This is a genomic window from Streptomyces sp. NPDC027185 (assembly GCF_055567035.1).
This window is the reverse complement of record NZ_JBVHRF010000011.1, coordinates 39313-63041: the sequence shown is the minus strand read 5'-3', so window position 1 is coordinate 63041 and position 23729 is coordinate 39313. Positions and strand designations below refer to the sequence as shown.

Below are 23729 nucleotides of genomic sequence, written 5' to 3'. Positions count from 1 at the left end.
GCCGTCCCGCCACTCCGTCCTGCCACCATGAGCCCGAAAGGCCCGCGATCCGTCATGCCCCGAAGCGGCCGCCCGCCCGGAGGGGCCGGGCGGTGCTCCGGGCCGCGCGGCGTCCCCCGCGTCCCGCCCGTCCGAAAGGTCACCCTCTCCTGATGTCCGAACTGGTCTTCTTCTCCGGCACCATGGATTGCGGGAAGAGCACCCTGGCGCTCCAGATGGGCCACAACCGCTCGGCGCGCGGCCTCCAGGGCGTGATCTTCACCCGTGACGACCGGGCGGGCGCGGGCAAACTCTCCTCACGGCTCGGTCTGGTGACGGACGCCGTCGAGGCGGCGCCAGGCATGGACCTCTACGCCCATCTCGTCTCGGAGATGTCCAAGGGCGGCAAGGTCGACTACGTGATCGTGGACGAGGCGCAGTTCCTCCACCCCGAGCAGATCGACCAACTGGCCCGCGTCGTCGACGACCTGGGGCTGGACGTCTTCGCGTTCGGCATCACCACCGACTTCCGTACCCGGCTCTTCCCCGGCTCCCAGCGGCTGATCGAGCTGGCGGACCGGATCGAGGCGCTCCAGGTCGAGGCGATGTGCTGGTGCGGGGCGCGCGCCACGCACAACGCCCGCACCGTGGGCGGCGAGATGGTCGTCGAGGGCGAACAGGTCGTCGTCGGTGACGTGAACCAGCACGAGGGCGAGATCGGCTACGAGGTTCTGTGCCGGCGCCACCACCTGCGCCGGGTGACCAGCGCCACCGCCCGCGCGGATGTCCTCTCCCCGGACGTCCTGCCGGTCGACCCCGCCTGACCTCCACTCCAGCCCCGCCGTCCCGGTGCCCTTTCAGGGCTCTACGCGGGCCCCGGCGCGGGAGCCCGCGGGCCGACCTCCGTGATCATTCCGGGGAGGTGCGGCCCTGCCGTTCGGCGGGCCCTTCCCGGAAGTGGCGGACACTTACGGACGCCTGCCGTCCCGGTCCTTGGGCACGGCGTTCTCCTGGGCCGCGCTGTACCCGTACCGCGAGGCCACTGGGACGGTCAGCCGTCCGCCTGCTCCGTGAGCAGCTCCGCGGGCGGGTACTGCGCCAGGTAGAAGTGGTCACCGGCCAGTGTCCGCAGCGTGAACGCGCCCCGCGTCGCCTCCCGCCAGGCGGCGGCCTCTCCGATCGCCACCCGGGGGTCCGTGTCCCCGACGAGCGCGGTCACCGGGCACGACAGAGGGCCCCGGGGCGGCGGCCCGTACAGGGAGAGCATCCGGAAGTCGGCCTTGACGTACGGCACCACCAGCTCCAGGAAGGCGGGGTTGTCCAGCAGTTCGGCGTCGGTGCCGCCCAGCTCGGCCAGGGTCGCGGTGACCGCCGCGTCGTCCCAGGCGGCGGCCGCGGCGGGGTCGGCCCGGACCAGCTGCGGCGCACGGGCGCCGGAGGCGAAGAGATGCCGGGGCGGGCGTCCCGCCTCCTCCAGCGCCACGGCCGCCTCGTAGGCGACCATCGCTCCCATGCTGTGACCGAAGAGCACCGTGGGCCGCCCGTCGCGCAGCAACGTGCCCAGCTCGCCGGCTATCCGGCGGGCCATCGCCACCAGATCGGTGGCGGGCTCCTCCATGATCCGCTCGGCGCGTCCCGGGTAGCAGACCACGTGCACCTCGGTGTCGGAGAGGGCCTTGCTCCAGCTCCGGAAGAAGAAGGGTGACCCTCCGGCGTGCGGGAAGCAGATCACCCGCCGTGCCGCGAACGGCCGCGGCTCAGCACACTGCGTCCAGCTCATCCTGCCTCCCCGACCAGCACGTTCCCTCACCACAACGAACTGGAGCCAGTCTAACGACGCCCACTGACAGCGACCCGGCGCGCCCGCGCGGTGCGCTCCCGGGAACCACCTCCGGTGACAGGAATTCCGTACCGTGCCACCGGCCGCCGGCCGGGAGGGGCCAGGCGACGTGCCCGTGTCGCTGACGCCCCGGACACCGGAGGACGCGGCACCGCCCCTCTCGACGACCAGGAAGCCCCCTCCTCCTGTCGCACGACGAACGCCGGTACACGCTGTGGGGGCACGCTTCCGCTCAGCACCGCCGAGGGCCGGGAGGCGGCCCTTCGGCCAGGCCCGGGACGCCGCCCCCGCCACGTCGAGACACCGGACCATGACGAGCCCGCGCGGCCTGCGCTGATCCACGCGACCGTGCGGCGCCGTCCCCGATTCCGCGCCGCCCCCCGCCCGTACACACAAGGGCCTTGGGCACGCCGGGCCCGCCCCGTGGGGCACCGCAACGGGCCGGTCCTCCGGAACCCGTGCCGCCCGGCAATTCCCGCGCACACGGACCTGCGCGGTCCGGGCCGCGCCCCCACCGCCCCACATCACCCGCCCTACGCCTCCACCCCCGCCGCCTCCCCGGACATCGGCCGGATGACGGTGAAGACGGCGCCCCCGGGGTCGGTCACCGTGGCGAGCCGCCCCTGGGGCGAGTCGCGCGGCGGCCGCACCACCCGGCCGCCGAGCCGCTCCACCCGCCGGGCCGCGGCATCGGTGTCCGGCACCGCGAAGTACGTCAGCCACCGCGGTCCCGCCCCACGCGGCAGCGCGTTGCCCACCCCGTGCAGCCCGGCCACCGGGCGCCCCTTGAGGCACAGCGTCAGGTAGTCGAAGTCCGCCGAGACCACCGCCCGCGGCTCGTAGCCGAAGACCTGTGTGTAGAACGGCCCGGCGGAGTGGGTCTCGCGGGTGACCAGTTCGTTCCACACCGGGGTGCCCGGCTCCCCGGCGGCCGCGGTGCCGGTCATCGCACGGCCCTGCCACACACCGAAGACCGCACCCTGGGGATCGCTGGCGAGCGCCATCCGCCCGGCGTCGTCGGCGTCCAGCGGCCCCACGCCCACCGTCCCGCCGCAGTACCGGATCCGCTCCGCCGTCGCGTCCGCGTCGTCGCTGGCCAGATAGGTCGTCCAGGCGACGGGCAGCCGCCGGTCGGCCGCGGGCTCCCCGAGCCCGGCCACCTCCCGCCCGTCCAGAACGGCACGGCAGTACGGCCCCAGATGCTGCGGCCCCGGCCGGAACTCCCAGCCGAACAGCGCACCGTAGAACTCCTGCGCCACGGCCAGACGGTGCGTCAGCAGGCTCACCCAGCAGGGCGCACCCGTCATCCGCCGGGTCACTGCCTCGGTCGTCATCGTCACTCACTCCTCGCACCCTCGCGGGGCACCCGTGGGACGGGCACCAGGCCCGGGGCAGAGATGCTCGCACCAGGCGCCCCGTGGCAGACCCCGGCCGCGCCGTACCCGGAGCCCGCCTCCCGCAGAGCGCCCGTTTTCGGGGGTGTTACCCCGATACCGTGACCGGAGCGGGCGGCATTCCCTCCGCCATACGGAGGGTGTGCGCCCGCCTTCCCTACGTAGCCGCCCCTACGCAAGGATGACTGCCATGAGTGACATCATCACCGCTACCGAACTCGCGAGCGCGTCGGACGGTGCCAACCCGCCCGTCCTCCTCGACGTCCGCTGGCAGCTCCAGGGACCGCACGGCCGCGCCGACTACGAGGCGGGCCACCTGCCCGGCGCCGTCTTCATCGACCTCGACGCCGACCTCGCCGGCCCGCCCGGCGACGAGGGCCGCCACCCCCTCCCCGACCTCGCCGTCCTCACCGCCGCCCTGCGCCGCGCCGGCGTACGGTCCGACCGCCCCGTCGTCACCTACGACGCCGGGCTCGGCTGGGCCGCCGCACGTGCCTGGTGGCTGCTGCGCTGGGCCGGACACCGCGACGTCCGCGTGCTCGACGGCGGCCTCGCGGCCTGGATGGCGTCCGGTGGCGCGGTGACGACGGAGATCCCGCAGCCGCCGGAGAGCGACTTCACGCCCGAGCCCGGCGGGCTGCCGCAGCTGACGGCGGACGAGGCGGCGGCCCTGGCCCGCCGCGGCGTCCTGCTGGACGCCCGCTCCGCCGAGCGGTACCGGGGCGAGGCCGCCTCCGTCGACCGCGTAGGCGGCCACATCCCCGGCGCCGTCTCCGCCCCGACCACGGAGAACGTCACCGACGACCAGACCTTCCGCCCTGCCGCCGCACTGGCCGAGCGGTTCGCGGCACTGGGCGCCGAACCCGGCGCCGAGGTCGGTGTCTACTGCGGTTCCGGCGTCTCCGGCGCCCAGGAGGTGCTGGCCCTGTCCCTGGCAGGCGTCCCCGCAGCGCTGTACGTCGGCTCGTGGAGCGGCTGGACCGCCGACTCCTCCCGCCCCGTCGCCACCGGCGACCGGCCCGGCTGAGCCCTCACACGACGAGCAGCCCGCCCCGTGCGGAACGGGACGGGCTGCTCGTGAGCGCGTCGGCGCTACTCCTGCTTCTTGCGCCGGGTGCCGAAGACGATCTCGTCCCAGCTCGGCACGGCGGCCCGGCGTCCGGGGCGGACCCCGTCGGCCTCCGCCTGCCGGTCGGTGGTACCGGTCAGCCGGTCCCGGTGCCCCGCGACCGCCCGCGGCATCAGCACATCGGCGTACGCGGACCCGGCCCCCGCACTCGCCGCCGGGGCGGCCGGCTCCTCGACCTCGTCATCCATCGGCTCGTCCACCGGCGCCGCCGCGACACTGTCCGGTACGACCATGTCGCCCCGGAAACTCGGCACCGCCTCCAGCAGACTGGTCAGCGAATCCCGCTCCCGCTCGGCGCCCGCCTCCTCGACGGCCTGCGGCGCGGCCTCCTCCTCGACGGGGGCGACACGCTCCGCACGCTCGGTACGCTCCGGCGTCTGCCGGTCCAGGGCGCGGTCCAGCGGCCGGTCGCGCGGCAGCCGCGCGATCCGGGGCACGAACGGGAAGCTGGGCTCGGGCGTGTCATCGGCCTCGCCGATCAACGCCCGCGCCTCCTCGCCGACGGCCTGGACGAGCCGCCGGGGCGGGTCGTACGTCCAAGCGGCCGAGAACGGCTCACCGGCGACGCGGTAGACCAGCAGGACCTCCCAGGTGCCGTCGTCCCGGCGCCAGGAGTCCCACTGCACACTGTCCTTGTCGGCGCCGCGCAGCAGCAGCCGCTCGGCCACCGCCTCACCCAGCTGCGGCCCGGCGTTCTCCCCGGGGCGCCGGACCGGCGTCTTCCGGGCCCGCTCCGCCATGAAGGCACGCTCGGCGAGGACCGGCCCCTCGAAACGGCGGACACGCTCGACGGGGATCCCGGCGAGTTGGGCGACCTCCTCGGCGGAGGCTCCCGCCCTTATCCGCGCCTGGATGTCACGCGGCCGCAGGTGGCTCTCGACTTCGATCTCGATCTGGCCCAGGCGCGCGCGGTCGTTACGGACGGCGGCACGCAGCCGCTCGTCGATCGGCAAGGTGTACTCGGTGCTGTCCGCAGCTTTGAGCACCAGCCGTGTGCCGTCGTTGGAGACGGCCACGACACGCAGTTCGGGCATGGGGACCTCCCGGGTGGTGCCTGCCGACGTCACGTGCGTCGCTGCTTCCGCTGGTCGAGTGTGGCCTGCCCGGGGTGCAGCCTGCCACAACATTGTCGAGTTGCCCGGCGGATCGGGCCGGAGCCCGTAAACGCCGAAGCGAGACGGTTACCTGTTCGCAACGCCGGTGTCCGAATCGCCTGCCCTGGGACCGATCACCCGTGTCGAGCGGCGGCGCTCCAGGGCGGGTGCCACCTGTAGGGCCCCTCCCCGTGAGTCCGGGCAGCCGGACGGGATCCCGGGGCCAGGGCTCGCCACAGTACTCCATTCGGGCCACTGAAGTGCACCGCCGCGCCGCCGAAGTTGGGGTGCGGCAACGGGGTTGAGTCGCCTTGTCGACCTCTCTACCACACCCGCAGGTGGCGAGGTTCACAGAATCGCCAGATCCGGAACCATTCACTTCGCACAAAAGTATCTTTGGTGTGCAAGACGGATCGAAATGCCGATCAAGGGCTGGAGATGGACGAAGAAAGCAAAACCGACCGGAAGGGTAAGGAGAAGCGGCTCGACCTGAGCGTGCCCCAGGTCGCCGGCAGCGCCCTCGCGGCGGCCTGCGCCGCTTTTCTCGCGGGCCAGCTCGGCGTCTACGGAACGATCATCGGCGCCGGTGTGGTCAGCATCGTGGCCACCACTGGGGGCTCGGTCTTCCAGCATCTGTTCCGGCGGACCGGTGAGCAGATCAAGGAAGCGACAGCCGCCACCCGCCCGCGACCCCGCGGCGCCACCCGCACGAGTGGCCCGCACGCCGCGGCCACCATGGTGCTGCCGTCGCTCGACCGCGACGAGGCCCCGCACGAGGCCACCGCGTTCGCCGCGGAGCCCACCGCCCCGGTGGACGCCACCCGCACCCAGCTGCTGCCCCGGGCGAACACCGTGTCCAGCGGAGACGACGCGGCGACCCGTCTGCTGCGCCACCCCGGAGCGGGCGCGCCGCCCGACGACGCCACCCGAGCCCTGCGCCCCGGGCGCCCGCCTCGCGCCACGGACCGTACACAGCTGGTGCCGCGCCTCGACGCGCACACCGTCGCCCTGGGAGCGGCCGCCGCGCCGGACAAGTCCGACCGGGGTGCGGAGACGGCGCCGTTCCCCGGTGACGAGACCGTCACCGCCACGTACGGAACCCGGCTGCGCGGCTGGCGTCGACCGGCACTCGGGGCGGTCGGCATCTTCGTCCTCGCCATGGGGGCGGTCACCGGCGTCGAGGTGCTCATGGGGGAGACGGCGAGCGGCGGCGCCGGCACCACCCTCGGCCGCCTCGCCCACACCGGTGGCAGCCAGCGCGACACGGCTCCTGACAACGCCCCGGCATCGCCCACTCCGGACCACTCCCACGGCACGGGGCGGGACCACACCGCCCCCACCGGTGCCCCGGACACCACCACGGAGCCTGACGGCGGGAGCACCCCGGGTGCGGGCGGTGACACGAACGGAGGTTCGTCCGCGACCACCCCCGCACCCACGCCCTCCGACGGTGCCACCCCGTCGTCCGAACCGACCATGCCCGAGCCCACAGGGCCGTCGGGGGACAAGACCGGCACCGGCGACACCGGCGCCGGGGGTCAGGACGCCGGAGGAAAGACCGCTGCCCAGGAGCCCGACCCGAGCTCGTCCTGACAGCGCCACCCATCATGGCTGTGGCCGGCGCCCCTCCCGGGTGCCGGCCACAGCCGTGCTGTCACTCGCCCAGTACCCGCCGTAGATACGAGTTGCCGAACGTCCGCTCCGGGTCGAGACGGTCCCGCACCGCGGTGAACTCACCGAACCGCGGATAGGCGCCGGACAGATATGCCGCGTCCTGGGTGTGCAGCTTGCCCCAGTGCGGGCGACCGCCGTGCGCCGTCATGATCCGCTCGGCGGCCGAGAAGTACGCACCGTACGGAGTGCCCCGGTACATGTGCACCGCCAGATAGACGGTGTCGCGCCCCGATGCTGTCGACAAAGCGATGTCATCAGCCGGCGCGCACCTCACCTCCACCGGGAACGACACCTTGAAGTCCGACCGGTCCACGAGCGCCTTCAGCTCACGCAGGGCGGCAACGGCGGCCGCGCGGGGCAGTGCGTACTCCATCTCCACGAACCGCACCCGGCGCGGCGAGGTGAACACCTTGTACGGGATGTCGGTGTACGTCCGTGCCGACAGGGCGCGGCTGGCGAGTTTCGCGACGGCCGGGACGGCCGCCGGGACGGCCCGGCCCAGAGTGCAGGCGGCTTGGAAGGCGCCGTTGGACAGCAACTCGTCCTCGATCCAGCCGCGGACCTTCCCCGGGGGAGCGACCGGTCCTGGGGTGCGGTTGTTGCGCTTCGTGCTGCAGTTCCCGGTGTGCGGGAACCAGTAGAACTCGAAGTGTTCGTTCTCGGTGGCCAACTCCTCGAACCGGTCGGTCACCTCGTCGAACGGCATCGGCGCCTCGCGAGCGGTCAGCAGGAATTGCGGTTCCACCGCGAACGTCAACTCGGTGATGACGCCGAGCGCGCCGAGGCCGAGCCGGGCCACGGCGAAGACGTCCGGGTGTTTTCCGGCCGAGCACCGCAGTACCGATCCGTCGGCAGTGACCAGTTCCAGGGCGGTGACCTGCGCGGCGAGGGATGCGGAGTCCCGACCGGTGCCGTGCGTACCGGTCGAGGTCGCACCGGAGACGGTCTGCTCCATGATGTCGCCCATGTTGGTCAGCGACAGCCCGTGAGCGGCCAGCGTGCGGTTCAGATGGTGCAGCGGCGTGCCGGCCGCCACTGTCACGGTCCCGGCCACCCGGTCGATATTGCGCACCCCGCAGAGGCGTTCCGGGCGTATCAGCAGCCCGTCGGTGGCGGCGACCGAGGTGAAGGAGTGGCCGGTGCCGACCGCCTTGACGGTCAGCCCGTCCTCGGTGGCGGACCGAACCGCGGCCGCCAACTCCTGAGTACTCGCCGGTGTCACGCTGCGAGCAGGACGGGCGGAGACGTTCCCCGCCCAGTTCCGCCACGCCCTTCCGCTGCCGCGCCCTCCTGAACCGCCGACGGCGTCGCTGACTGCCATGGTGACGTCCCCTCCCTGCGCGGGCAGCCCCGGACGGGACCACCGTCGGTCTGAGTTGAGCGCATGATGCCAGTCGTTACTGGCTAGTTCGAGTGGGGCGACGAGAATCATGCGAGCCGGAAGAGGGCGGAGTTGTCCCGGCCCGGACAACTCGTGCGTCATGTTGCGTTGCACTCGACGTGGTGTGCGGCCTGCGGGGGGGGGGCTGCGGAAGGACGTCAGCCTCTGACTGGTCTGCCTCGGGTGGTGTCGCTGCGGTCTGCTTCCCGAGGTGTGTCTCTGCCGCCGACTGTTCGTCAGGGGAATGTCGACAATGGCCGCCGACGGGCGTTGCTCGCTGTCGCTGTCGCTGTCGCTGTCGGCTCGGGAGGCGGGGAGGCGGCGGCTCGGGAGGTCGGTGGCCTGTCTGTTCGCCAGCAGTGAGCCACTGACATCCGTGTGACCTATAGGTGCGCGATGCGATGCCCTGATGTCGGCATGCCACCGGTGCGAGTACCAGCTCGTCGCTACGTAGACGTCGCATGCATGCCGGGCCACCGTGCGGCACTATCGACAAAGCTACTTACGTGAAGGTGACTGTCGCCTCGCGTGGAGGTGACAGTCACCCCTCACCCCCCACCGCCGACTACAACACCCGCTCCCCACCAGCCCGCTCCGCACTGTCCGTCGGGCCGCCCTGCTGCACAACCCCGGCGGCCCCGGCGCACCCATCTGCCGGAGTCTCAGGACGAAGCCGCCGGTATCCGAGCAGGGCCACCACGGTCCCGAGCAGACCAGCGGCGCACGGTACGAGATAGCCGCGTCCCGCGCCTGCGGCGTCCACCACCCAGCCGGCGGCGGATGAGCCGAGGGCGACACCCACGGCGAGGCCGGTGCTCGTCCACGTCATGCCTTCGGTCAGCTTCTCCCGGGGGACGTGTTCCTCGACCAGCGCCATCGTCGTCACCATCGTGGGTGCGACCGACAGCCCCGCGACGAACAGGGCGACAGCCAGCAACGGCAGCGTTCCCACCAGTTGCAGCGGCACCATGCTCACCGCCATGACGCACACACCCACCACCCACCGGCGGGACGGATGACCCTTGAGGTGCAGCAGCCCGAACACGGCGCCCGCCAGGCAGGAGCCCAGCGCGTAGACGGCCAGTACGAGGCTGGCCGCGCCCTTGTGGCCGTCCGCCTCGGCGAAGGCGACGGTCACCACGTCGATCGCGCCGAAGATCGCGCCCGTCGACACGAACGTCACCACCAGGACCTGCAGGCCGGGCGAGCGCAGGGCCGACCCCGAGGTGTGCTCGACGCGTGGATGCGGCGCCGGTTCCGTGGCGCGCTGTGCCGTCAGCCAGAACACACCGGCCACCAGGAAGACGGCCGCCAGCAGGGGGCCTGACTCCGGGAACCACGCCGTGCACAGCCCGATCGACAGGATCGGGCCGAAGATGAAGCAGCACTCGTCGACGATCGACTCCCACGAGTACGCGGTGTGCAGCTGGCGCGGTGAGCCGCGGTAGAGCGCCGCCCACCGCGCCCGCACCATCGAGCCGACGCTCGGCACGCACCCCGCGCACGCCGCGAACGCGAACAGTGTCCAGTCGGCCCAGCGCTGCTGCGCGCTCAGCAGCAGACCGGCGACGGCGGCCACCGACACCATTGTTGCCGGACGCAGCACCCGGCGTTGCCCGTAGCGGTCCACCAGCCGGGAGATCTGCGGTCCCAGCAGCGCCGCGGACAGCGCGAGCGTCGCCGACAGCGCTCCGGCGAGGCCGTAGCGGCCGGTCAGCTGCGACACCATGGTCACCACACCGATGCCCAGCATCGACAACGGCATCCGCCCCAGGAGTCCGGCGGCGGAGAAGGACTTGGTGCCGGGCGGGCCGAAGATGGCGCGGTAGGGACTGGGCAACGAGGGCGCTCCGCCGGGTGAGGACCGAAGATCGGTAAGGGATGTCTGTGGCCGATACAGCTTACGGGGACCCTGGGACGCCCGCCTCCGCATTTCGGCCCTTTCGCCCCGCCCCGTGCGGCCCGTTTCCCACCCGCCCCGGGCAAGCGACTGTCACCGCTCCCCGCCCCGGGCACACCTCCGTTACAGCCACTCCCGGGAAGGCGTGCACCCTTGTGGCCCCATGCGCGCCCCGCCCCGTGCCCCACACGGGTGGCCGGGGGCTGCCCGTCACGCGAGGGCGAGGAGTGGGAGGATCGAGACATGCCCGAACAGTGCGATCCCCGTCCCTACGACGCCCTGCTGCTGCTCTCCTTCGGCGGTCCCGAAGGCCCCGACGACGTCGTCCCGTTCCTGGAGAACGTCACCCGCGGCCGCGGCATCCCCCGCGAGCGCCTCAAGGAGGTCGGGCAGCACTACTTCCTGTTCGGCGGCGTCAGCCCCATCAACGCCCAGAACCGCCACCTGCTGGACGCGCTGCGCAAGGACTTTGCCGACCACGGCCTGGACCTGCCCGTCTACTGGGGCAACCGCAACTGGGCGCCCTATCTGACGGACACCCTGCGCGCCATGGTGCGCGACGGCCACCGCCGGATCGCCGTCCTCGCCACCAGCGCGTACGCGTCGTACTCGGGCTGCCGTCAGTACCGCGAGAACCTCGCCGACGCGCTGGCTACCCTGAAGGACGAAGGGCTGGCCGTCCCGCAGGTCGACAAGCTCCGGCACTATTTCAACCACCCCGGGTTCGTCCGCCCGATGGTCGACGGTGTGCTCGCCTCCCTCGCCGAGCTCCCCGAGGAGGTCCGCGACCGCGCGCACCTCGCGTTCACCACCCACTCCATCCCCACCGCCGCCGCCGACACCTCGGGCATCCCGGCCGATCACACCACCGACGGGGCGGGCGGCGCGTACGTCGCCCAGCACCTGGACGTGGCCCGGGTGATCGCCGACGCGGTGCGCGAGGAGACCGGTGTCGACCACCCCTGGCGCCTCGTCTACCAGTCCCGCAGCGGCGCCCCGCACATCCCGTGGCTGGAACCCGACATCTGCGACCACCTGGAGGAACAGCACCGGCAGGGCGTTCCGGCCGTGGTGATGGCCCCCATCGGCTTCGTCTCCGACCACATGGAGGTCAAGTACGACCTCGACACCGAGGCCACCGCCAAGGCCGCGGAGCTGGGCCTGCCCGTCGCCCGGTCGGCGACCGTCGGGGCCGACCCGCGCTTCGCCGCCGCCGTCCGTGACCTCCTCCTGGAGCGCGCCGCCACCGAACGCGGCCGCGCCCCCCGGCGCTGCGCCCTGGGCGCGCTGGGCGCCTCCCACGACTTGTGCCCCGTCGGCTGCTGCCCCGCCCGCGCCCCCCGCCCGGCGGCCGCCGGCGCCGACTGGACCGGCCCGGCCTGACAGCCGACCGGACCGGCCCGGAAACCGCACGTCCACGAGCGCCCCGGCCGCCCCGTAAGGGTGCACCGGCGCCGCGATCCGCCCTCCCGCCCACCGCTCGACCGAGCAAGGAGCCCCGTGTCCGACCCGCTGTACGACGAACTTCTCCAGCTGGCCCTGGAGGCGGCCGACCGGGCCGGCCGCCTCCTCCGCGACGGCCGACCCGCCGATCTCGGGGTGGCCGCCACGAAGACCAGCCCCATCGATGTCGTCACCGAGATGGACATCGCCTCCGAGAAGCTGATCACCGGCTTCCTCGCCGAGCACCGGCCGCACGACGGGTTCCTCGGCGAGGAGGGCGCCAGCGTCGCCGGTACCAGTGGGGTGCGCTGGGTCATCGACCCCGTGGACGGCACCGTCAACTACCTCTACGGGCTGCCGTCCTGGGCCGTGTCCATCGCCGCGGAGAAGGACGGCGAGGCCGTCGTCGGCGTGGTCGCCGCCCCGATGCGCGGGGAGACCTACCACGCGGTCCTGGGGGGCGGCGCGTTCCTCAACGGGGAGCGCGTACGCCACCGGCCCGCGCCCCCCTTCTCCCAGGCGCTCGTCGGCACCGGCTTCGGCTACCTCGCCGAGCGCCGCGCCGCGCAGGCCGAGGTGGTGCGTGTACTGGTGCCGCAGGTCCGGGACATCCGGCGCGGCGGATCGGCCGCCATCGACCTGTGCGATGTGGCGTGCGGACGCCTCGACGCCTACTACGAGCGTGGCCTGAACCCCTGGGACCTGGCCGCCGGGGCGCTCATCGCCCGCGAGGCCGGGGCGCTCACCGGCGGCCGCCCCGGCGAACCCGCCTCCCACGAGCTGACCGTCGCCGCGTCCCCGGAACTCTTCGGCACGCTGCAGCCGCTGCTGGAGGAACTGGGCGCCTGGCACGACTGACGGCGGACGCGACTGCGCCCCGGCACCTGTGCGGTGACCGGGGCGCGGCGGTGTGCGGCGGACGTCAGGCGCGGACCGCGCCGACCTCCACTCCGTACTCGCTGGCCAGGCGCTGCAGGTCCTCGAGCTCTGCCTGCTCGACGTCGACGAGGTAGTCGTCGCCCGACGCGCGAGCCCGGTCCAGAACGGCTTCGGTGTTCCGTATGCGCTGCAGAATGCCTGCGGTGAACGCGTCCATGGTGCGCCCCCTCGTCGTGGGTCCGGGTTGGCACTGATGTGCCGACGGGTGGGTCGATCACGACAAGATCCCTGTGGAGGGTCGTCAAGAGACGCCCGGCAGGGCGTGATCGAGGGTGTGCAGTCGTCCTCCCCGCCCGCAATCTCAGGGAAACCTCAACCCGCCCGCGAATCCGGCTGATCGAGGCCCGCGCGCCCCGCGAACCCCCTTACCGCCGGTTTATGGCTCTTCGGGGCAGGATGGAAGGGCTCTGTGACATTGATGTGCCCTGCTCGGGGCTTTGCGGAAGGATTTGCGACGTGCGTGTTCTCGTCGTCGAGGACGAGCAACTGCTCGCCGATGCGGTGGCCACCGGACTGCGCCGGGAGGCCATGGCCGTCGACGTGGTCTACGACGGCGCGGCAGCCCTGGAGCGGATCGAGCTGAACGACTACGACGTCGTGGTCCTCGACCGTGACCTGCCGCTCGTGCACGGTGACGACGTCTGCCGCCGCGTCGTGGAGCTGGGCATCGCCACCCGCGTCCTGATGCTCACCGCCTCCGGGGACGTCAGCGACCGGGTGGAAGGGCTGGAGATCGGCGCGGACGACTACCTCCCCAAGCCGTTCGCCTTCACCGAGCTGACCGCCCGGGTGCGCGCCTTGGGGCGCCGTACGACGGTCGCGCTGCCACCCGTCCTGGAGCGGGCCGGTATCAAGCTGGACCCCAACCGCCGGGAGGTCTTCCGGGACGGCCGGGAGGTGCAGCTCGCGCCCAAGGAGTTCGCGGTCCTGGAGGTGCTGATGCGCAGCGAGGGGACGGTGGTCTCGGCCGAGCAACTGCTGGAGAAGGCGTGGGACGAGAACACCGATCCGTTCACCAACGTCGTCCGTGTCACGGTCATGACGCTGCGCCGCAAGCTGGGTGAGCCCGCGGTGATCGTCACGGTCCCCGGTTCGGGATACCGGATCTGAAGATGCCTCCCTTCTCCAAGGCGTCCCCCACGCCGCCCCCCGCCCCGCCCAAGCCGACCTGGGACCCGAAACCGGTCAACGTCCGGCCCTTCCCGTGGCTGCGCCCGACCATCCGGATACGGCTCACGCTGCTGTACGGCGGCATGTTCCTGATGGCCGGGATCGTGCTGCTGATCATCATCTACATCCTGGCGGCCGATGCGCTGGGTGCCGGGAACCAACCGCCGTTCAAGATCATCGACGCGCAGAGTCTGCGGATCTCCAGCAGTACCTGCAGCGGCCTGTCGTCCGTCGCCGACGTCGATCAGCTCAACCGCGCGGTGGGCGAGTGCATCCAGCACCAGCGTGCCTTCGCTCTCAACACGCTCCTCAACCGCTCGCTGCTGGCGCTGCTGGGCCTGACGGTCGTCGCGTTCGCCTTCGGGTACGCGATGGCGGGGCGGGTGCTGTCGCCCCTGGGGCGGATCACCCGGACCGCGCAGCGGGTGGCCGGCTCGGACCTGCACCGCCGGATCGAGCTGGGGGGTCCCGACGACGAGCTGAAGGAGCTGTCGGACACCTTCGACGAGATGCTGGACCGCCTCGACCGGGCCTTCGAGTCGCAAAGGCGCTTTGTCGCCAATGCCTCGCACGAACTGCGCACCCCTCTGGCGATCAACCGCACCCTTCTGGAGGTGCAGCTCGCCGACCCGGGCGCGTCACCGGAGCTGACCCAGCTCGGCAAGACGCTGCTGGCCACCAACGAGCGCAGTGAGCAACTCGTCGAAGGACTGCTGCTGCTCGCCCGCAGTGAGAACAAGATTGTCGACAAGAAGCCCGTCGACCTCGCCGAGGTCGCCTCCCAGGCCGTCGATCAGGCCCGCGGTGAGGCGCAGGAGCGCGGTATCGAGTTCCGCGGGGTACGCCGGCAGGTGTTCGTCCAGGGCAACGGCGTTCTTCTGGAGCGGATCGCGCTCAACCTCGTGCAGAACGCCGTGCGCTACAACGTTCCCGAGGGCGGCTGGGTGGAGGTCACCACCGAACCGCAGCCGGGCTGTGCGGTGCTGATCGTCTCCAACACGGGTCCGGTGGTCCCCGCCTACGAGGTGGAGAACCTCTTCGAGCCGTTCCGGCGGCTGCGCACGGAGCGGACCGGCAGCGACAAGGGCGTCGGTCTGGGGCTGTCCATCGTGCGCTCGGTGGCCCGCGCCCACGACGGCACCATCACCGCGGAGCCGCGCGAGGGCGGCGGCCTCACGATGCGCGTGGTCCTCCCGCTGTGAGGCGACCGCCGCCCCGGCGGCTCGGAGGGGCCGCGAGGCGGCACTGTACGGCCCGCTGCGGCGCGAACGGCGGGTTTCGTACGTCATCGGGCGTATACGTGTACGAACGCCCGCTGGGCGGCTGTACAGCGCCATGAGGGGGACATGCGGTTTGACGGGACGGGGGCCGGGCGGTCATCCTTCGCCGAGTTCGCTTTGCGCGGAATTCGGACGGGTCGCCCGCCGCCCTTTCCATGTGTGATCGCTCACAGCGGTCGCATTCCGCCCCTCCACCCTCCGTGATCGAAATGCCCGGCGAAAAGCCGGGAAAATCCGGGTTTCCCGGGGCCCTGATCACGGGAAGTACACGGGTTGGCATCTGCGCGATGCGACATTCGGACCGTGTACGGTCCAGTTCGCCATCCAAACCGATCACCCCTTCCGGGTGCGGTTGGGTGTCGATTGAGTAACAGACCTTGATGTGAGGCAAAATCTCCGCCTCAGGTCGGGCACAAGTCCGGCCTCTCACGCGTTACGAGCGCTGAGACACCGCAGACACCCAGAGGGGGAGAGCGACATGGCTACGGATTACGACACCCCACGCAAGACCGATGACGACCTCAACGAGGACAGCATCGAGGAACTGAAGTCGCGGCGGAACGACAAGTCCGCCTCGGCCGTCGACGTCGACGAGTTCGAGCAGGCCGAGGGCCTGGAACTGCCCGGCGCCGACCTGTCCAACGAGGAGCTCGCCGTACGGGTCCTGCCCAAGCAGCAGGACGAGTTCACGTGCATGAGCTGCTTCCTGGTCCACCACCGCAGCCAGCTCGCGGCGGAGGACAAGAACGGGAACCCGATCTGCCGCGACTGCGCGGCCTGAGACCGGTCGCGCCGTGACAGGCGTGAACCCGTTCCGTAAGGGCCCCAAGGGCGGGAAAGGACCGGCGGCCGGCGCACGATCACGCGGAGAACACGCGCCCGTGCCCGCCGACCCCACCGCCCTCCCCACGGAGCGGACACCCGGCTCACCGCAGGAGCGGGGCCGCGTGGCCTCGCTCGCCGCCACGCTCGGCAAAGGCGCCGTACGCGGCGGCGGCAGTGTGCGCACCCAGCTCGCGGCACTCGCCGACCGGCTCATCGCCGTCGCCCCGCGGATCCCGGTCCGCGATCTCGCGGCCCTGCGCACCCAGTTCCCCGGCCTGACCCCCGAGGAACTCGCCGACAAGCTCGTCGCGGGCGCCACGCGGGCCACCGCGGCCGTCGGCGCCGGTGTCGGGGCGGCCGCCATGCTGCCCGTACCGCCGGCCATGCCGACCGAGCTGGCCGCCGAAGTCGTCGCAGTGGCCTCGATCGAGATCAAACTCATCGCCGAACTCCACGAGGTCTACGGCCTGCGCCCCCAGGGCACCACCCGGCAGCGCGCCTTCGCGTACCTGACCTCCTGGACCGAGGAACGCGGTATCGATGTCGCCCGGCCCGCCACACTCAACCTCGCGCTCGGCGGACAGATGAAACGCGAGCTGCGCCAGCAGATCATGAAGCGCACCCTGCGCAATCTGCCCAACCTCGCGCCGTTCATGATCGGCGCCGCCGTCGGCGCGTTCCTCAACCGCCGCGAGACGGGCCGACTCGCCGACACCCTCCGCAAGGACCTGCGCGCCCGCCAGGTGTCCTGGGAGGCGCTCGCCGGACCCGCGGTCCCCGGGCCGCAGGGAAACGCCTAGCTCCCGGGCCCGGCCACCCGCGCCGGCTCAGACGCGCGCGGCTGCCAACGCCGCCACCAGGCGCTCCGGGTCCCGTGTCGACAGATACGCGTACGGCGTCGGGTCCTCGGGGTCGGTGATCTCCACCCGCACCGCGGTCCGGATGTAGCTGCGCAGCAGCATGAACGCCCGCGCATCGGCCTTGTGCATCCGCCAGGCCAGCGCCTCCTCGGCGTCCAGCACCCGCGCCTCACCCAGCGCCGCCACCGGGATCTTCGCGTCCCCGGCGATCAGCGCGTCCCCGACCACTCGGATCCGCACCGATCCGTAGGCGCTCACGACCACGGACGACAGCGCGACCCCGCCGATCAGCCCGCCGAGCATCGGCAGCGTCCCCACGGGGAGCAGCATCAAGCCACAGGCCACACCGACCAGCACGGCGATGAGCCACCAGGAACGGGGCGCCGTGAGACGTTCTTCGTACGACTGCATGGCACAAGCTTGGCACGGCGGCGCAGGCCCTCGGCGCGCGCGGGTAGGGTCTGCACTCGTGAGTGGAACTGACGAACCCAGGACGCGGCTGACGCCCCCCGAGGGCGCCGCCGCCCCGGTCCGGCACCCCGACGCGCCGGCCCCCGGCGAACTCCTCGGCGCCCATTACGGCCAGTGTTTCGGCTGCGGCGAAGCGCAGCAGCACGGCCTCCACCTGCAGGCCCGCGCCGGTGACGGCGTGAGCGTACGCGCCGAGTTCACCGTCAAGGACGCCCATCAGGGCGCTCCCGGTCTGGCCCACGGCGGCGTGCTGGCCACCGCGCTCGACGAGACCCTGGGCTCGCTGAACTGGCTGCTGCGCGTGATCGCGGTGACCGGCCGCCTGGAGACCGACTTCCTGCGCCCCGTCCCCCTGGGCACCGTCCTGCACCTGGACGCCCGCGTCACCGCCGTACACGGCCGGAAGATCTACTCCACCGCCGTCGGCCGGATAGGCAGCCCCGACGGGCCCGTCGCCGTACGGGCCGACGCCGTTTTCATCGAGGTCAAGGTCGACCACTTCATCGACAACGGCCGCAGTGACGAGATCCGGGCCGTCATGGAGGACCCGGACCAGATCAGGCGCGCCCGCGCCTTCGAGGTGAACCCGTGAGTGACCGACGCAACCCGGTGGATGTGCTGCTGCGCCGTCTCGACCCGGAGGTGCCCGTCCCCTCGTACGGGCACCCCGGTGACGCGGGGCTCGACCTGGTGACCACCGAGGCGGCCGATCTCGCCCCGGGGGAGCGGGCCGTCCTGCCCACCGGTATCTCCCTCGCGCTGCCCGACGGGTACGCCGCCTTCGTGCACCCCCGGTCCGGCCTCGCCGCCCGGTGCGGGCTGGCGCTGGTGAATGCCCCTGGGACGGTCGATGCCGGGTACCGTGGAGAGATCAAGGTGATCGTGGTCAATCTGGACCCGCGCGAGAACGTGCGGTTCGAGAGGTTCGACCGGATCGCCCAATTGGTCGTCCAGCAGGTCGAGAAGGTGCGCTTCCACGAGGTGGCGGAACTTCCCGGCTCGGCGCGGGCCGAGGGGGGATTCGGGTCCACCGGCGGTCACGCGGCGGTGGGCGGCTCCACGGGCGGGAATGAATACGCATCGGTCGGTGCCGACCGGGAAGGACAGTGACGTGTTCGGACGTCGCAAGAAGAACGAGAGCGCGCACGAGCCGGCGGAGGACACGGAACTCGCCGACGAGACCGCGGTGAGCGAAACCGACGCGGACGCGGAGGGGAAGGTCGCCCTTCCGCCCGCGCCCCGTCCCGACGGACCCTGGGACGTGTCGGAGGTCAAGGACCCCGGTGAGGGCCGCGTCGACCTGGGCGGACTCTTCGTCCCCGGTGTCGACGGCATGGAGCTGCGGGTGGAGGTCGCGGGTGACGCGATCGTCGCCGCGACCGTCGTCCTCCAGGACAGCGCCGTGCAGGTGCAGGCGTTCGCCGCACCGAAGAACGAGGGCATCTGGGGCGAGGTCCGCGAGGAGATCGCCTCCGGCATCACCCAGCAGGGCGGTGTCATCGACGAGGTCGAGGGCCCCCTCGGCTGGGAACTCCGTGCCCAGGTCCCCGTGCAGCTGCCCGACGGCACCAACGGTGTGCAGGTCGTGCGGTTCGTCGGTGTCGACGGCCCGCGGTGGTTCCTGCGCGGTGTCATCTCCGGTCAGGGCGCCGTGCAGCCGGAGGCCGCCAGCGTGCTGGAGCACATCTTCCAGGACACCGTCGTCATCCGCGGTGACGCCCCCATGGCGCCCCGTGACCCGATCGTCCTGAAGCTGCCGGACGACGCCCAGATGGTGCCCGACGGCGTACAGCAGGAGCCGGCCGAAGGGTCCCGCTTCGGCGGCGGTGTGGAGCGCCTGGAGCGCGGACCGGAGATCACCGAAATCCGCTGACCTGCGGGGCTCGCGAGTTGACCGGACGCTGTGGGGCGGGGGCCCGGAAGGCGGTCGGCGCGGCTGGGCGCTGAGAGAAGGATGCCTGTGGCCGCACCTGAGGGTGCGGCCACAGGCATGTGCGTGTTCGGGGTGAGCGGGGACGGGGATCGCGGCGTGTACCCGTACTGACTCTCCGGCTTTGAGGACCGCTTCGTCGTACGCGATCGACGGGTCGGACGGTGCCACGCCCGCACGGTGTCAGGGGCAAGGACGGAAGGGGGCGGGCACGGGGTGGTGTGGGACTTGCTCCTGCCCTCGGGGCAAGGGGGTGCGCTGTTCCGGTCGGGCTCTCCGGTACCTGATGCGGGTCGGCACGTGAGTTGTCCACAGGCGTTGCCCGGTTGATCGGGCCCTACGCATACTGACGCCGTCGGCCTGACGCGACCGGGCTGCGTGAGCCGCGTCGGGCTGCCGGGTGGTGTGAGCCGACGCCAGGAGGCCGGTGAGCAGGCCGTGTTGGTGCGGGGCTGATCGCGTACGGGCGGGAAGTGCGTGGCGGGGACGGGGGAGCGGGCATGGTGTTCGGGAGCGGTGGCGGGGAGCAGCGCGGCGGAGGGAAGTTCCGCAAGGGCTTCGCGCGACGTGGCGGTGCGGAGCGGGACCACGGGGTGGTGACGGCCGGCGAAGCGGGTCCCGCGGTCGGGAGGTCGGAGCGGCCCATGGTCGTCGTGCGGGACCTGCACCGGAGTTACGGTCGGGGTGCGGGGGCGGTGCATGCGCTGCGTGGGGTGTCCTGCGAGGTGCCGCGGGGCGAACTCGTCGCGCTGCGCGGCCGGTCCGGCTCGGGGAAGACCACGCTCCTCAACCTTGTCGGCGGGCTCGACACCCCGGACGCGGGGCATGTCACCGTGGACGGGACGGCCTTGGCCGACCTGGACGAGAGTGGACTGCTGGAGATGCGGCGCGACCGGATCGGCTTCGTCTTCCAGACGTTCGGGCTGATACCGATCCTCAGCGCGGCGGAGAATGTCGGGGTTCCGCTGCGCCTGCGTCGTATGCCGTCGCGGGAGCGGGAAGCACGGGTGGAGTTGCTGTTGTCCCTCGTCGGGCTCGCCGATCACATGCGGCAGCGCCCCGGCGAACTCTCCGGTGGTCAGCAGCAGCGCGTCGCCATCGCGCGGGCGCTCGCCAACCGGCCGTCGCTCCTCATCGCGGACGAACCCACCGGACAGCTGGACGCCGAGACCGGGCGAGAGGTCATGGAACTGCTGCGCGCCGTGGTGCGCAGCGAAGGTGTCACGGCGCTGGTCGCCACCCATGACCCGCACCTGGTCGGCCTGGCGGACCGGGTGCTTGAGCTGAGCGATGGGGTGGTGGAGGGAAGTTAGGGAGAGGGGAGGCGGGCCGGTCACGGGAGGGGGCGCGGGGCTCTCCGGAGGGCGGGACTTCGTCGCCCGGCTGCTGCTCGGTCGCCCGGAGGCCGAGGTGCGGCCGTTCCACGGCTCGCGGGGTGCCGCGGCGTAGGGGCGCGGAGGCGTGGAAGGTCCGCCGGTCCTGGCCCTGCTCCGGGTCGGGCCCGGTTTCCGGTCCCGGCCGAGTTCCGGTCGGCCCGCGCAGAGACGGTCCTTGTACCAGGATCGTCCGCGTGCCCCGGGATCCGCCTCGGGTGGTTGTCACACCCGACACACCTGTCTCACCCATCAGGGTCGCGTCAAAACCGGTGCTCCGGTCCGTTCCCGGGGGCCGCCGGGTGGGGGCGGTGGGTACTGTCGGGAGCAGGCTCAGCCCGGTGGGGGCGGCCTTCACGTAAGACAATGGGGCCATGGCACGCGGCAAGCTACGGATATATCTCGGTGCGGCGCCGGGCGTCGGCAAGACCTACGCGATGTTGTCCGAGGCGCACCGGCGTGTGGAGCGCGGGACGGATGTCGTCGTGGCGTTCGTCGAGGCGCACGGGCGGCCGCGTACCGAAGTGATGCTGCACGGTCTGGAGCAGGTGCCGCGACGCGAGATGGAGTACCGCGGCGCCACGTTCACCGAGATGGATGTCGACGCGGTGCTGGCGCGGCGCCCGGCGGTGGCGCTGGTCGACGAGATGGCCCACACCAACGTGCCCGGTTCGCGCAACGAGAAGCGCTGGCAGGACATCGAGGAACTGCTGGAGGCGGGCATCGAGGTGATCTCGACCGTCAACATCCAGCATCTGGAGTCGCTCGGTGATGTCGTCGAGTCGATAACCGGCGTCCGGCAGCAGGAGACCGTCCCGGACGAGGTGGTGCGGCGCGCCGGACAGCTGGAGCTTGTCGACATGTCGCCACAGGCGCTGCGTCGCCGCATGGCGCACGGCAACATCTACCAGCCGGACAAGGTCGATGCCGCACTGTCGAACTACTTCCGCCCCGGCAACCTGACGGCGCTGCGCGAACTGGCGCTGCTGTGGGTCGCCGACCGGGTGGACGAGTACCTGCAGCAGTACCGCGCCGAGCACTCCATCCGCAGTACCTGGCAGGCGCGGGAGCGCATCGTCGTCGGTCTCACCGGCGGACCCGAGGGCCGTACGCTGATCCGCCGCGCCGCGCGGATGGCGGCCAAGGGGTCGGGCAGCGAGGTGCTCGCCGTCTACATCGCGCGCAGTGACGGGTTGACGTCCGCGTCCCCGAAGGAGCTGGCCGTGCAGCGCACGCTGGTGGAGGACCTCGGCGGGACGTTCCACCACGTCATCGGGGACGACATTCCGGCGGCGCTGCTGGAGTTCGCACGAGGGGTGAACGCCACGCAGATCGTGTTGGGCTCCAGCCGCCGCAAGACCTGGCAGTACATGTTCGGACCGGGTGTGGGGGCGACGGTCGCCCGGGAGTCGGGTCCGGACCTCGACGTCCACATCGTCACGCACGACGAGGTCGCGAAGGGCCGCGGACTGCCGGTTGCGCGCGGGGCGCGGCTGGGGCGGGCGCGGATCGTGGCCGGGTGGTTGGTCGGTGTGGTGGCGCCGGCGCTGCTGTCGCTGCTGCTGTACCGGGTGGACGACGGGCCGGGGCTCGCCAACGATGTGCTGCTGTTCCTCTTCCTGACCGTGCTGGCGGCGCTGCTGGGCGGACTGCTGCCGGCGCTGGCGTCGGCGGCGGTCGGGTCGCTGCTGCTGAATTTCTACTTCACGCCACCGACGCACACCCTGACGGTCAGCGATCCGCAGAACATCGTCGCCATCGTGATCTTCTTCGCGGTGGCTGTGTCGGTGGCGTCGGTGGTGGACCTGGCGGCGCGCCGTACCCAGCAGGCGGCGCGGCTGCGGGCCGAGTCGGAGATCCTGTCGTTCCTCGCGGGCAGCGTGCTGCGCGGGGAGACCAGCCTGGACGCGCTGCTGGAGCGGGTGCGGGAGACGTTCGCGATGGACGCGGTGGCGTTGCTGGAACGGGACAGCGATGTCGATCCGTGGACGTGCGCGGGACGGGTGGGCGAACCGGCGAAGGGTGCGCCGCTGCGCCGTCCGGAGGACGCGGATGTCGACATGCCGGTCGGTGACCACATGGCACTGGCGCTGAGCGGCCGGGTGCTGCCGGCCGAGGACCGCCGGGTGCTGGCGGCGTTCGCCGCGCAGGCGGCCGTCGTCCTGGACCGGCAGCGGCTGATGGGGGAGGCGGCGCGGGCCCGGGAGCTGGCGGAGGGCAACCGCATCCGGACGGCGCTGCTGGCGGCGGTCAGCCACGATCTGCGGACCCCGCTGGCCGGGATCAAGGCGTCGGTGACCTCGCTGCGCTCCGACGACGTCGCGTGGTCCCCGGAGGACGAGGCGGAGCTGCTGGCGGGTATCGAGGCGGGCGCGGACCGGCTGGATCACCTGGTGGGCAATCTGCTGGACATGTCGCGGCTGCAGACCGGCACCGTCACCCCGCTGATCCGGGGCGTCGATCTGGACGAGGTGGTGCCGATGGCGCTGGGCGGGGTGCCGGACGGCAGCGTGACGCTGGACATCCCGGAGGCGGTGCCGATCGTCGCGGTCGATCCGGGGCTGTTGGAGCGGGCGGTCGCCAATCTGGTGGAGAACGCCGTGAAGTACAGCCCGGAGGGCGCGCAGGCGCTGGTGGCGGCGAGTGCGCTGGGTGACCGGGTGGAGCTGCGCATCGTCGACCGGGGGCCGGGCGTGCCGGACGAGGCGAAGGGCCGGATCTTCGAGCCGTTCCAGCGGTACGGGGACGCGCCGCGGGGCGCGGGTGTGGGCCTGGGGCTGGCCGTGGCGCGTGGTTTCACCGAGGCGATGGGCGGCACGCTCGCCGCGGAGGACACCCCGGGCGGCGGGATGACGATGGTGCTCACCCTGCGGGCGGCGGAGGACCGGCCGCTCTCCGCCGGGCCGCGGTCGTCCACCGCCGGGGCCGTCACATGAGCGGGCCGGGCGCCGGGCCCGCGGACCGCGGTGGCGACGCGGTGCCCGGGGGCGGCCCCGCCCCGTACGGTCCGGTCGGCGCGGTCGCCGGCCGTCCCCCTTTCCGTTCCC

The 23729-nt window shown here is 72.3% G+C and carries 21 protein-coding genes; 14 read left to right on the top strand and 7 right to left on the bottom strand.

Features of this window, described 5'->3' with window-relative positions:
- Window positions 1-152 precede the first annotated feature (152 nt).
- Window positions 153-803, top strand: a complete 651-nt coding sequence (locus tag ACZ4M8_RS28530; protein WP_467612463.1) for a thymidine kinase — start codon at window positions 153-155, stop codon at window positions 801-803.
- Between the two features lie 227 nt (window positions 804-1030).
- Here the strand turns inward: ACZ4M8_RS28530 and ACZ4M8_RS28525 are convergent, their stop codons facing one another.
- Together ACZ4M8_RS28525 and ACZ4M8_RS28520 are read right to left on the bottom strand one after the other, a co-directional pair.
- Entirely contained in the window at window positions 1031-1759 is a 729-nt protein-coding gene (locus ACZ4M8_RS28525) for a thioesterase II family protein (protein ID WP_467612460.1), read from the bottom strand.
- A 593-nt stretch (window positions 1760-2352) separates the two neighbouring features.
- Entirely contained in the window at window positions 2353-3153 is an 801-nt protein-coding gene (locus ACZ4M8_RS28520) for a VOC family protein (protein ID WP_467612457.1), read from the bottom strand.
- Between the two features lie 250 nt (window positions 3154-3403).
- Here ACZ4M8_RS28520 and ACZ4M8_RS28515 point away from each other — a divergent pair, with 250 nt between their 5' ends.
- Complete coding sequence (locus ACZ4M8_RS28515; RefSeq protein WP_467612454.1) at window positions 3404-4240, top strand: sulfurtransferase; 837 nt, start codon at window positions 3404-3406, stop codon at window positions 4238-4240.
- A gap of 65 nt (window positions 4241-4305) precedes the next feature.
- On the opposite strand, the gene sepH is transcribed toward ACZ4M8_RS28515, so the two are convergent.
- The gene (gene sepH, locus ACZ4M8_RS28510) at window positions 4306-5376 is read right to left on the bottom strand and encodes a septation protein SepH (protein WP_467612451.1); all 1071 of its coding nucleotides are present in this window, start codon (window positions 5374-5376) and stop codon (window positions 4306-4308) included.
- A gap of 498 nt (window positions 5377-5874) precedes the next feature.
- Here sepH and ACZ4M8_RS28505 point away from each other — a divergent pair, with 498 nt between their 5' ends.
- Window positions 5875-7029, top strand: coding sequence for a hypothetical protein (locus ACZ4M8_RS28505; protein ID WP_467612448.1), 1155 nt, complete (start codon window positions 5875-5877; stop codon window positions 7027-7029).
- A gap of 61 nt (window positions 7030-7090) precedes the next feature.
- On the opposite strand, the gene ACZ4M8_RS28500 is transcribed toward ACZ4M8_RS28505, so the two are convergent.
- Together ACZ4M8_RS28500 and ACZ4M8_RS28495 are read right to left on the bottom strand one after the other, a co-directional pair.
- Window positions 7091-8431, bottom strand: a complete 1341-nt coding sequence (locus ACZ4M8_RS28500) for a D-arabinono-1,4-lactone oxidase (protein WP_467612445.1) — start codon at window positions 8429-8431, stop codon at window positions 7091-7093.
- Window positions 8432-9056: 625 nt separating this feature from the next.
- Window positions 9057-10331, bottom strand: a complete 1275-nt coding sequence (locus ACZ4M8_RS28495; protein WP_467612442.1) for an MFS transporter — start codon at window positions 10329-10331, stop codon at window positions 9057-9059.
- A gap of 303 nt (window positions 10332-10634) precedes the next feature.
- On the opposite strand from ACZ4M8_RS28495, the gene ACZ4M8_RS28490 reads away from it, so the two are divergent.
- Both ACZ4M8_RS28490 and ACZ4M8_RS28485 read left to right on the top strand, forming a co-directional pair.
- Window positions 10635-11774 (top strand): ferrochelatase, encoded by a 1140-nt coding sequence (locus ACZ4M8_RS28490; protein WP_467612439.1) that lies wholly within the window; start codon window positions 10635-10637, stop codon window positions 11772-11774.
- A gap of 117 nt (window positions 11775-11891) precedes the next feature.
- The gene (locus ACZ4M8_RS28485; RefSeq protein WP_467612436.1) at window positions 11892-12692 is read left to right on the top strand and encodes an inositol monophosphatase family protein; all 801 of its coding nucleotides are present in this window, start codon (window positions 11892-11894) and stop codon (window positions 12690-12692) included.
- A 64-nt stretch (window positions 12693-12756) separates the two neighbouring features.
- Here the strand turns inward: ACZ4M8_RS28485 and ACZ4M8_RS28480 are convergent, their stop codons facing one another.
- Window positions 12757-12930, bottom strand: coding sequence for a hypothetical protein (locus tag ACZ4M8_RS28480; protein WP_169750012.1), 174 nt, complete (start codon window positions 12928-12930; stop codon window positions 12757-12759).
- Window positions 12931-13229: 299 nt separating this feature from the next.
- Between ACZ4M8_RS28480 and ACZ4M8_RS28475 the strand changes: the two genes are divergently transcribed.
- The 4 genes from ACZ4M8_RS28475 to ACZ4M8_RS28460 all read left to right on the top strand — a co-directional run bounded on the left by ACZ4M8_RS28475 (window position 13230) and on the right by ACZ4M8_RS28460 (window position 16848).
- Window positions 13230-13883, top strand: coding sequence for a response regulator transcription factor (locus ACZ4M8_RS28475; RefSeq protein WP_030285276.1), 654 nt, complete (start codon window positions 13230-13232; stop codon window positions 13881-13883).
- 2 nt (window positions 13884-13885) lie between these two features.
- Window positions 13886-15145 (top strand): sensor histidine kinase, encoded by a 1260-nt coding sequence (locus tag ACZ4M8_RS28470; RefSeq protein WP_467612433.1) that lies wholly within the window; start codon window positions 13886-13888, stop codon window positions 15143-15145.
- 556 nt (window positions 15146-15701) lie between these two features.
- Window positions 15702-16004, top strand: a complete 303-nt coding sequence (locus ACZ4M8_RS28465) for a DUF4193 domain-containing protein (RefSeq protein ID WP_016575747.1) — start codon at window positions 15702-15704, stop codon at window positions 16002-16004.
- 13 nt (window positions 16005-16017) lie between these two features.
- Window positions 16018-16848 carry a hypothetical protein gene (locus ACZ4M8_RS28460; RefSeq protein ID WP_467612430.1) on the top strand — a complete coding sequence of 277 codons (831 nt, stop codon included), beginning with the start codon at window positions 16018-16020 and terminating at the stop codon, window positions 16846-16848.
- 27 nt (window positions 16849-16875) lie between these two features.
- Here ACZ4M8_RS28460 and ACZ4M8_RS28455 read toward each other — a convergent pair whose 3' ends face one another.
- Entirely contained in the window at window positions 16876-17319 is a 444-nt protein-coding gene (locus ACZ4M8_RS28455) for a DUF3093 domain-containing protein (protein ID WP_467612428.1), read from the bottom strand.
- A 58-nt stretch (window positions 17320-17377) separates the two neighbouring features.
- Between ACZ4M8_RS28455 and ACZ4M8_RS28450 the strand changes: the two genes are divergently transcribed.
- The 5 genes from ACZ4M8_RS28450 (at window position 17378) to ACZ4M8_RS28430 (ending at window position 23618) form a co-directional block, all read left to right on the top strand.
- Window positions 17378-17971 (top strand): PaaI family thioesterase, encoded by a 594-nt coding sequence (locus ACZ4M8_RS28450; protein WP_467612425.1) that lies wholly within the window; start codon window positions 17378-17380, stop codon window positions 17969-17971.
- The gene (dut, locus tag ACZ4M8_RS28445; protein ID WP_467612422.1) at window positions 17968-18489 is read left to right on the top strand and encodes a dUTP diphosphatase; all 522 of its coding nucleotides are present in this window, start codon (window positions 17968-17970) and stop codon (window positions 18487-18489) included. The genes ACZ4M8_RS28450 and dut overlap by 4 nt, the downstream gene beginning before the upstream one ends.
- A gap of 1 nt (window position 18490) precedes the next feature.
- Complete coding sequence (locus tag ACZ4M8_RS28440) at window positions 18491-19252, top strand: DUF3710 domain-containing protein (protein WP_467612419.1); 762 nt, start codon at window positions 18491-18493, stop codon at window positions 19250-19252.
- A 701-nt stretch (window positions 19253-19953) separates the two neighbouring features.
- Complete coding sequence (locus tag ACZ4M8_RS28435) at window positions 19954-20622, top strand: ABC transporter ATP-binding protein (protein WP_467612678.1); 669 nt, start codon at window positions 19954-19956, stop codon at window positions 20620-20622.
- A 434-nt stretch (window positions 20623-21056) separates the two neighbouring features.
- The gene (locus tag ACZ4M8_RS28430; protein WP_467612416.1) at window positions 21057-23618 is read left to right on the top strand and encodes a DUF4118 domain-containing protein; all 2562 of its coding nucleotides are present in this window, start codon (window positions 21057-21059) and stop codon (window positions 23616-23618) included.
- Window positions 23619-23729: the final 111 nt, after the last annotated feature.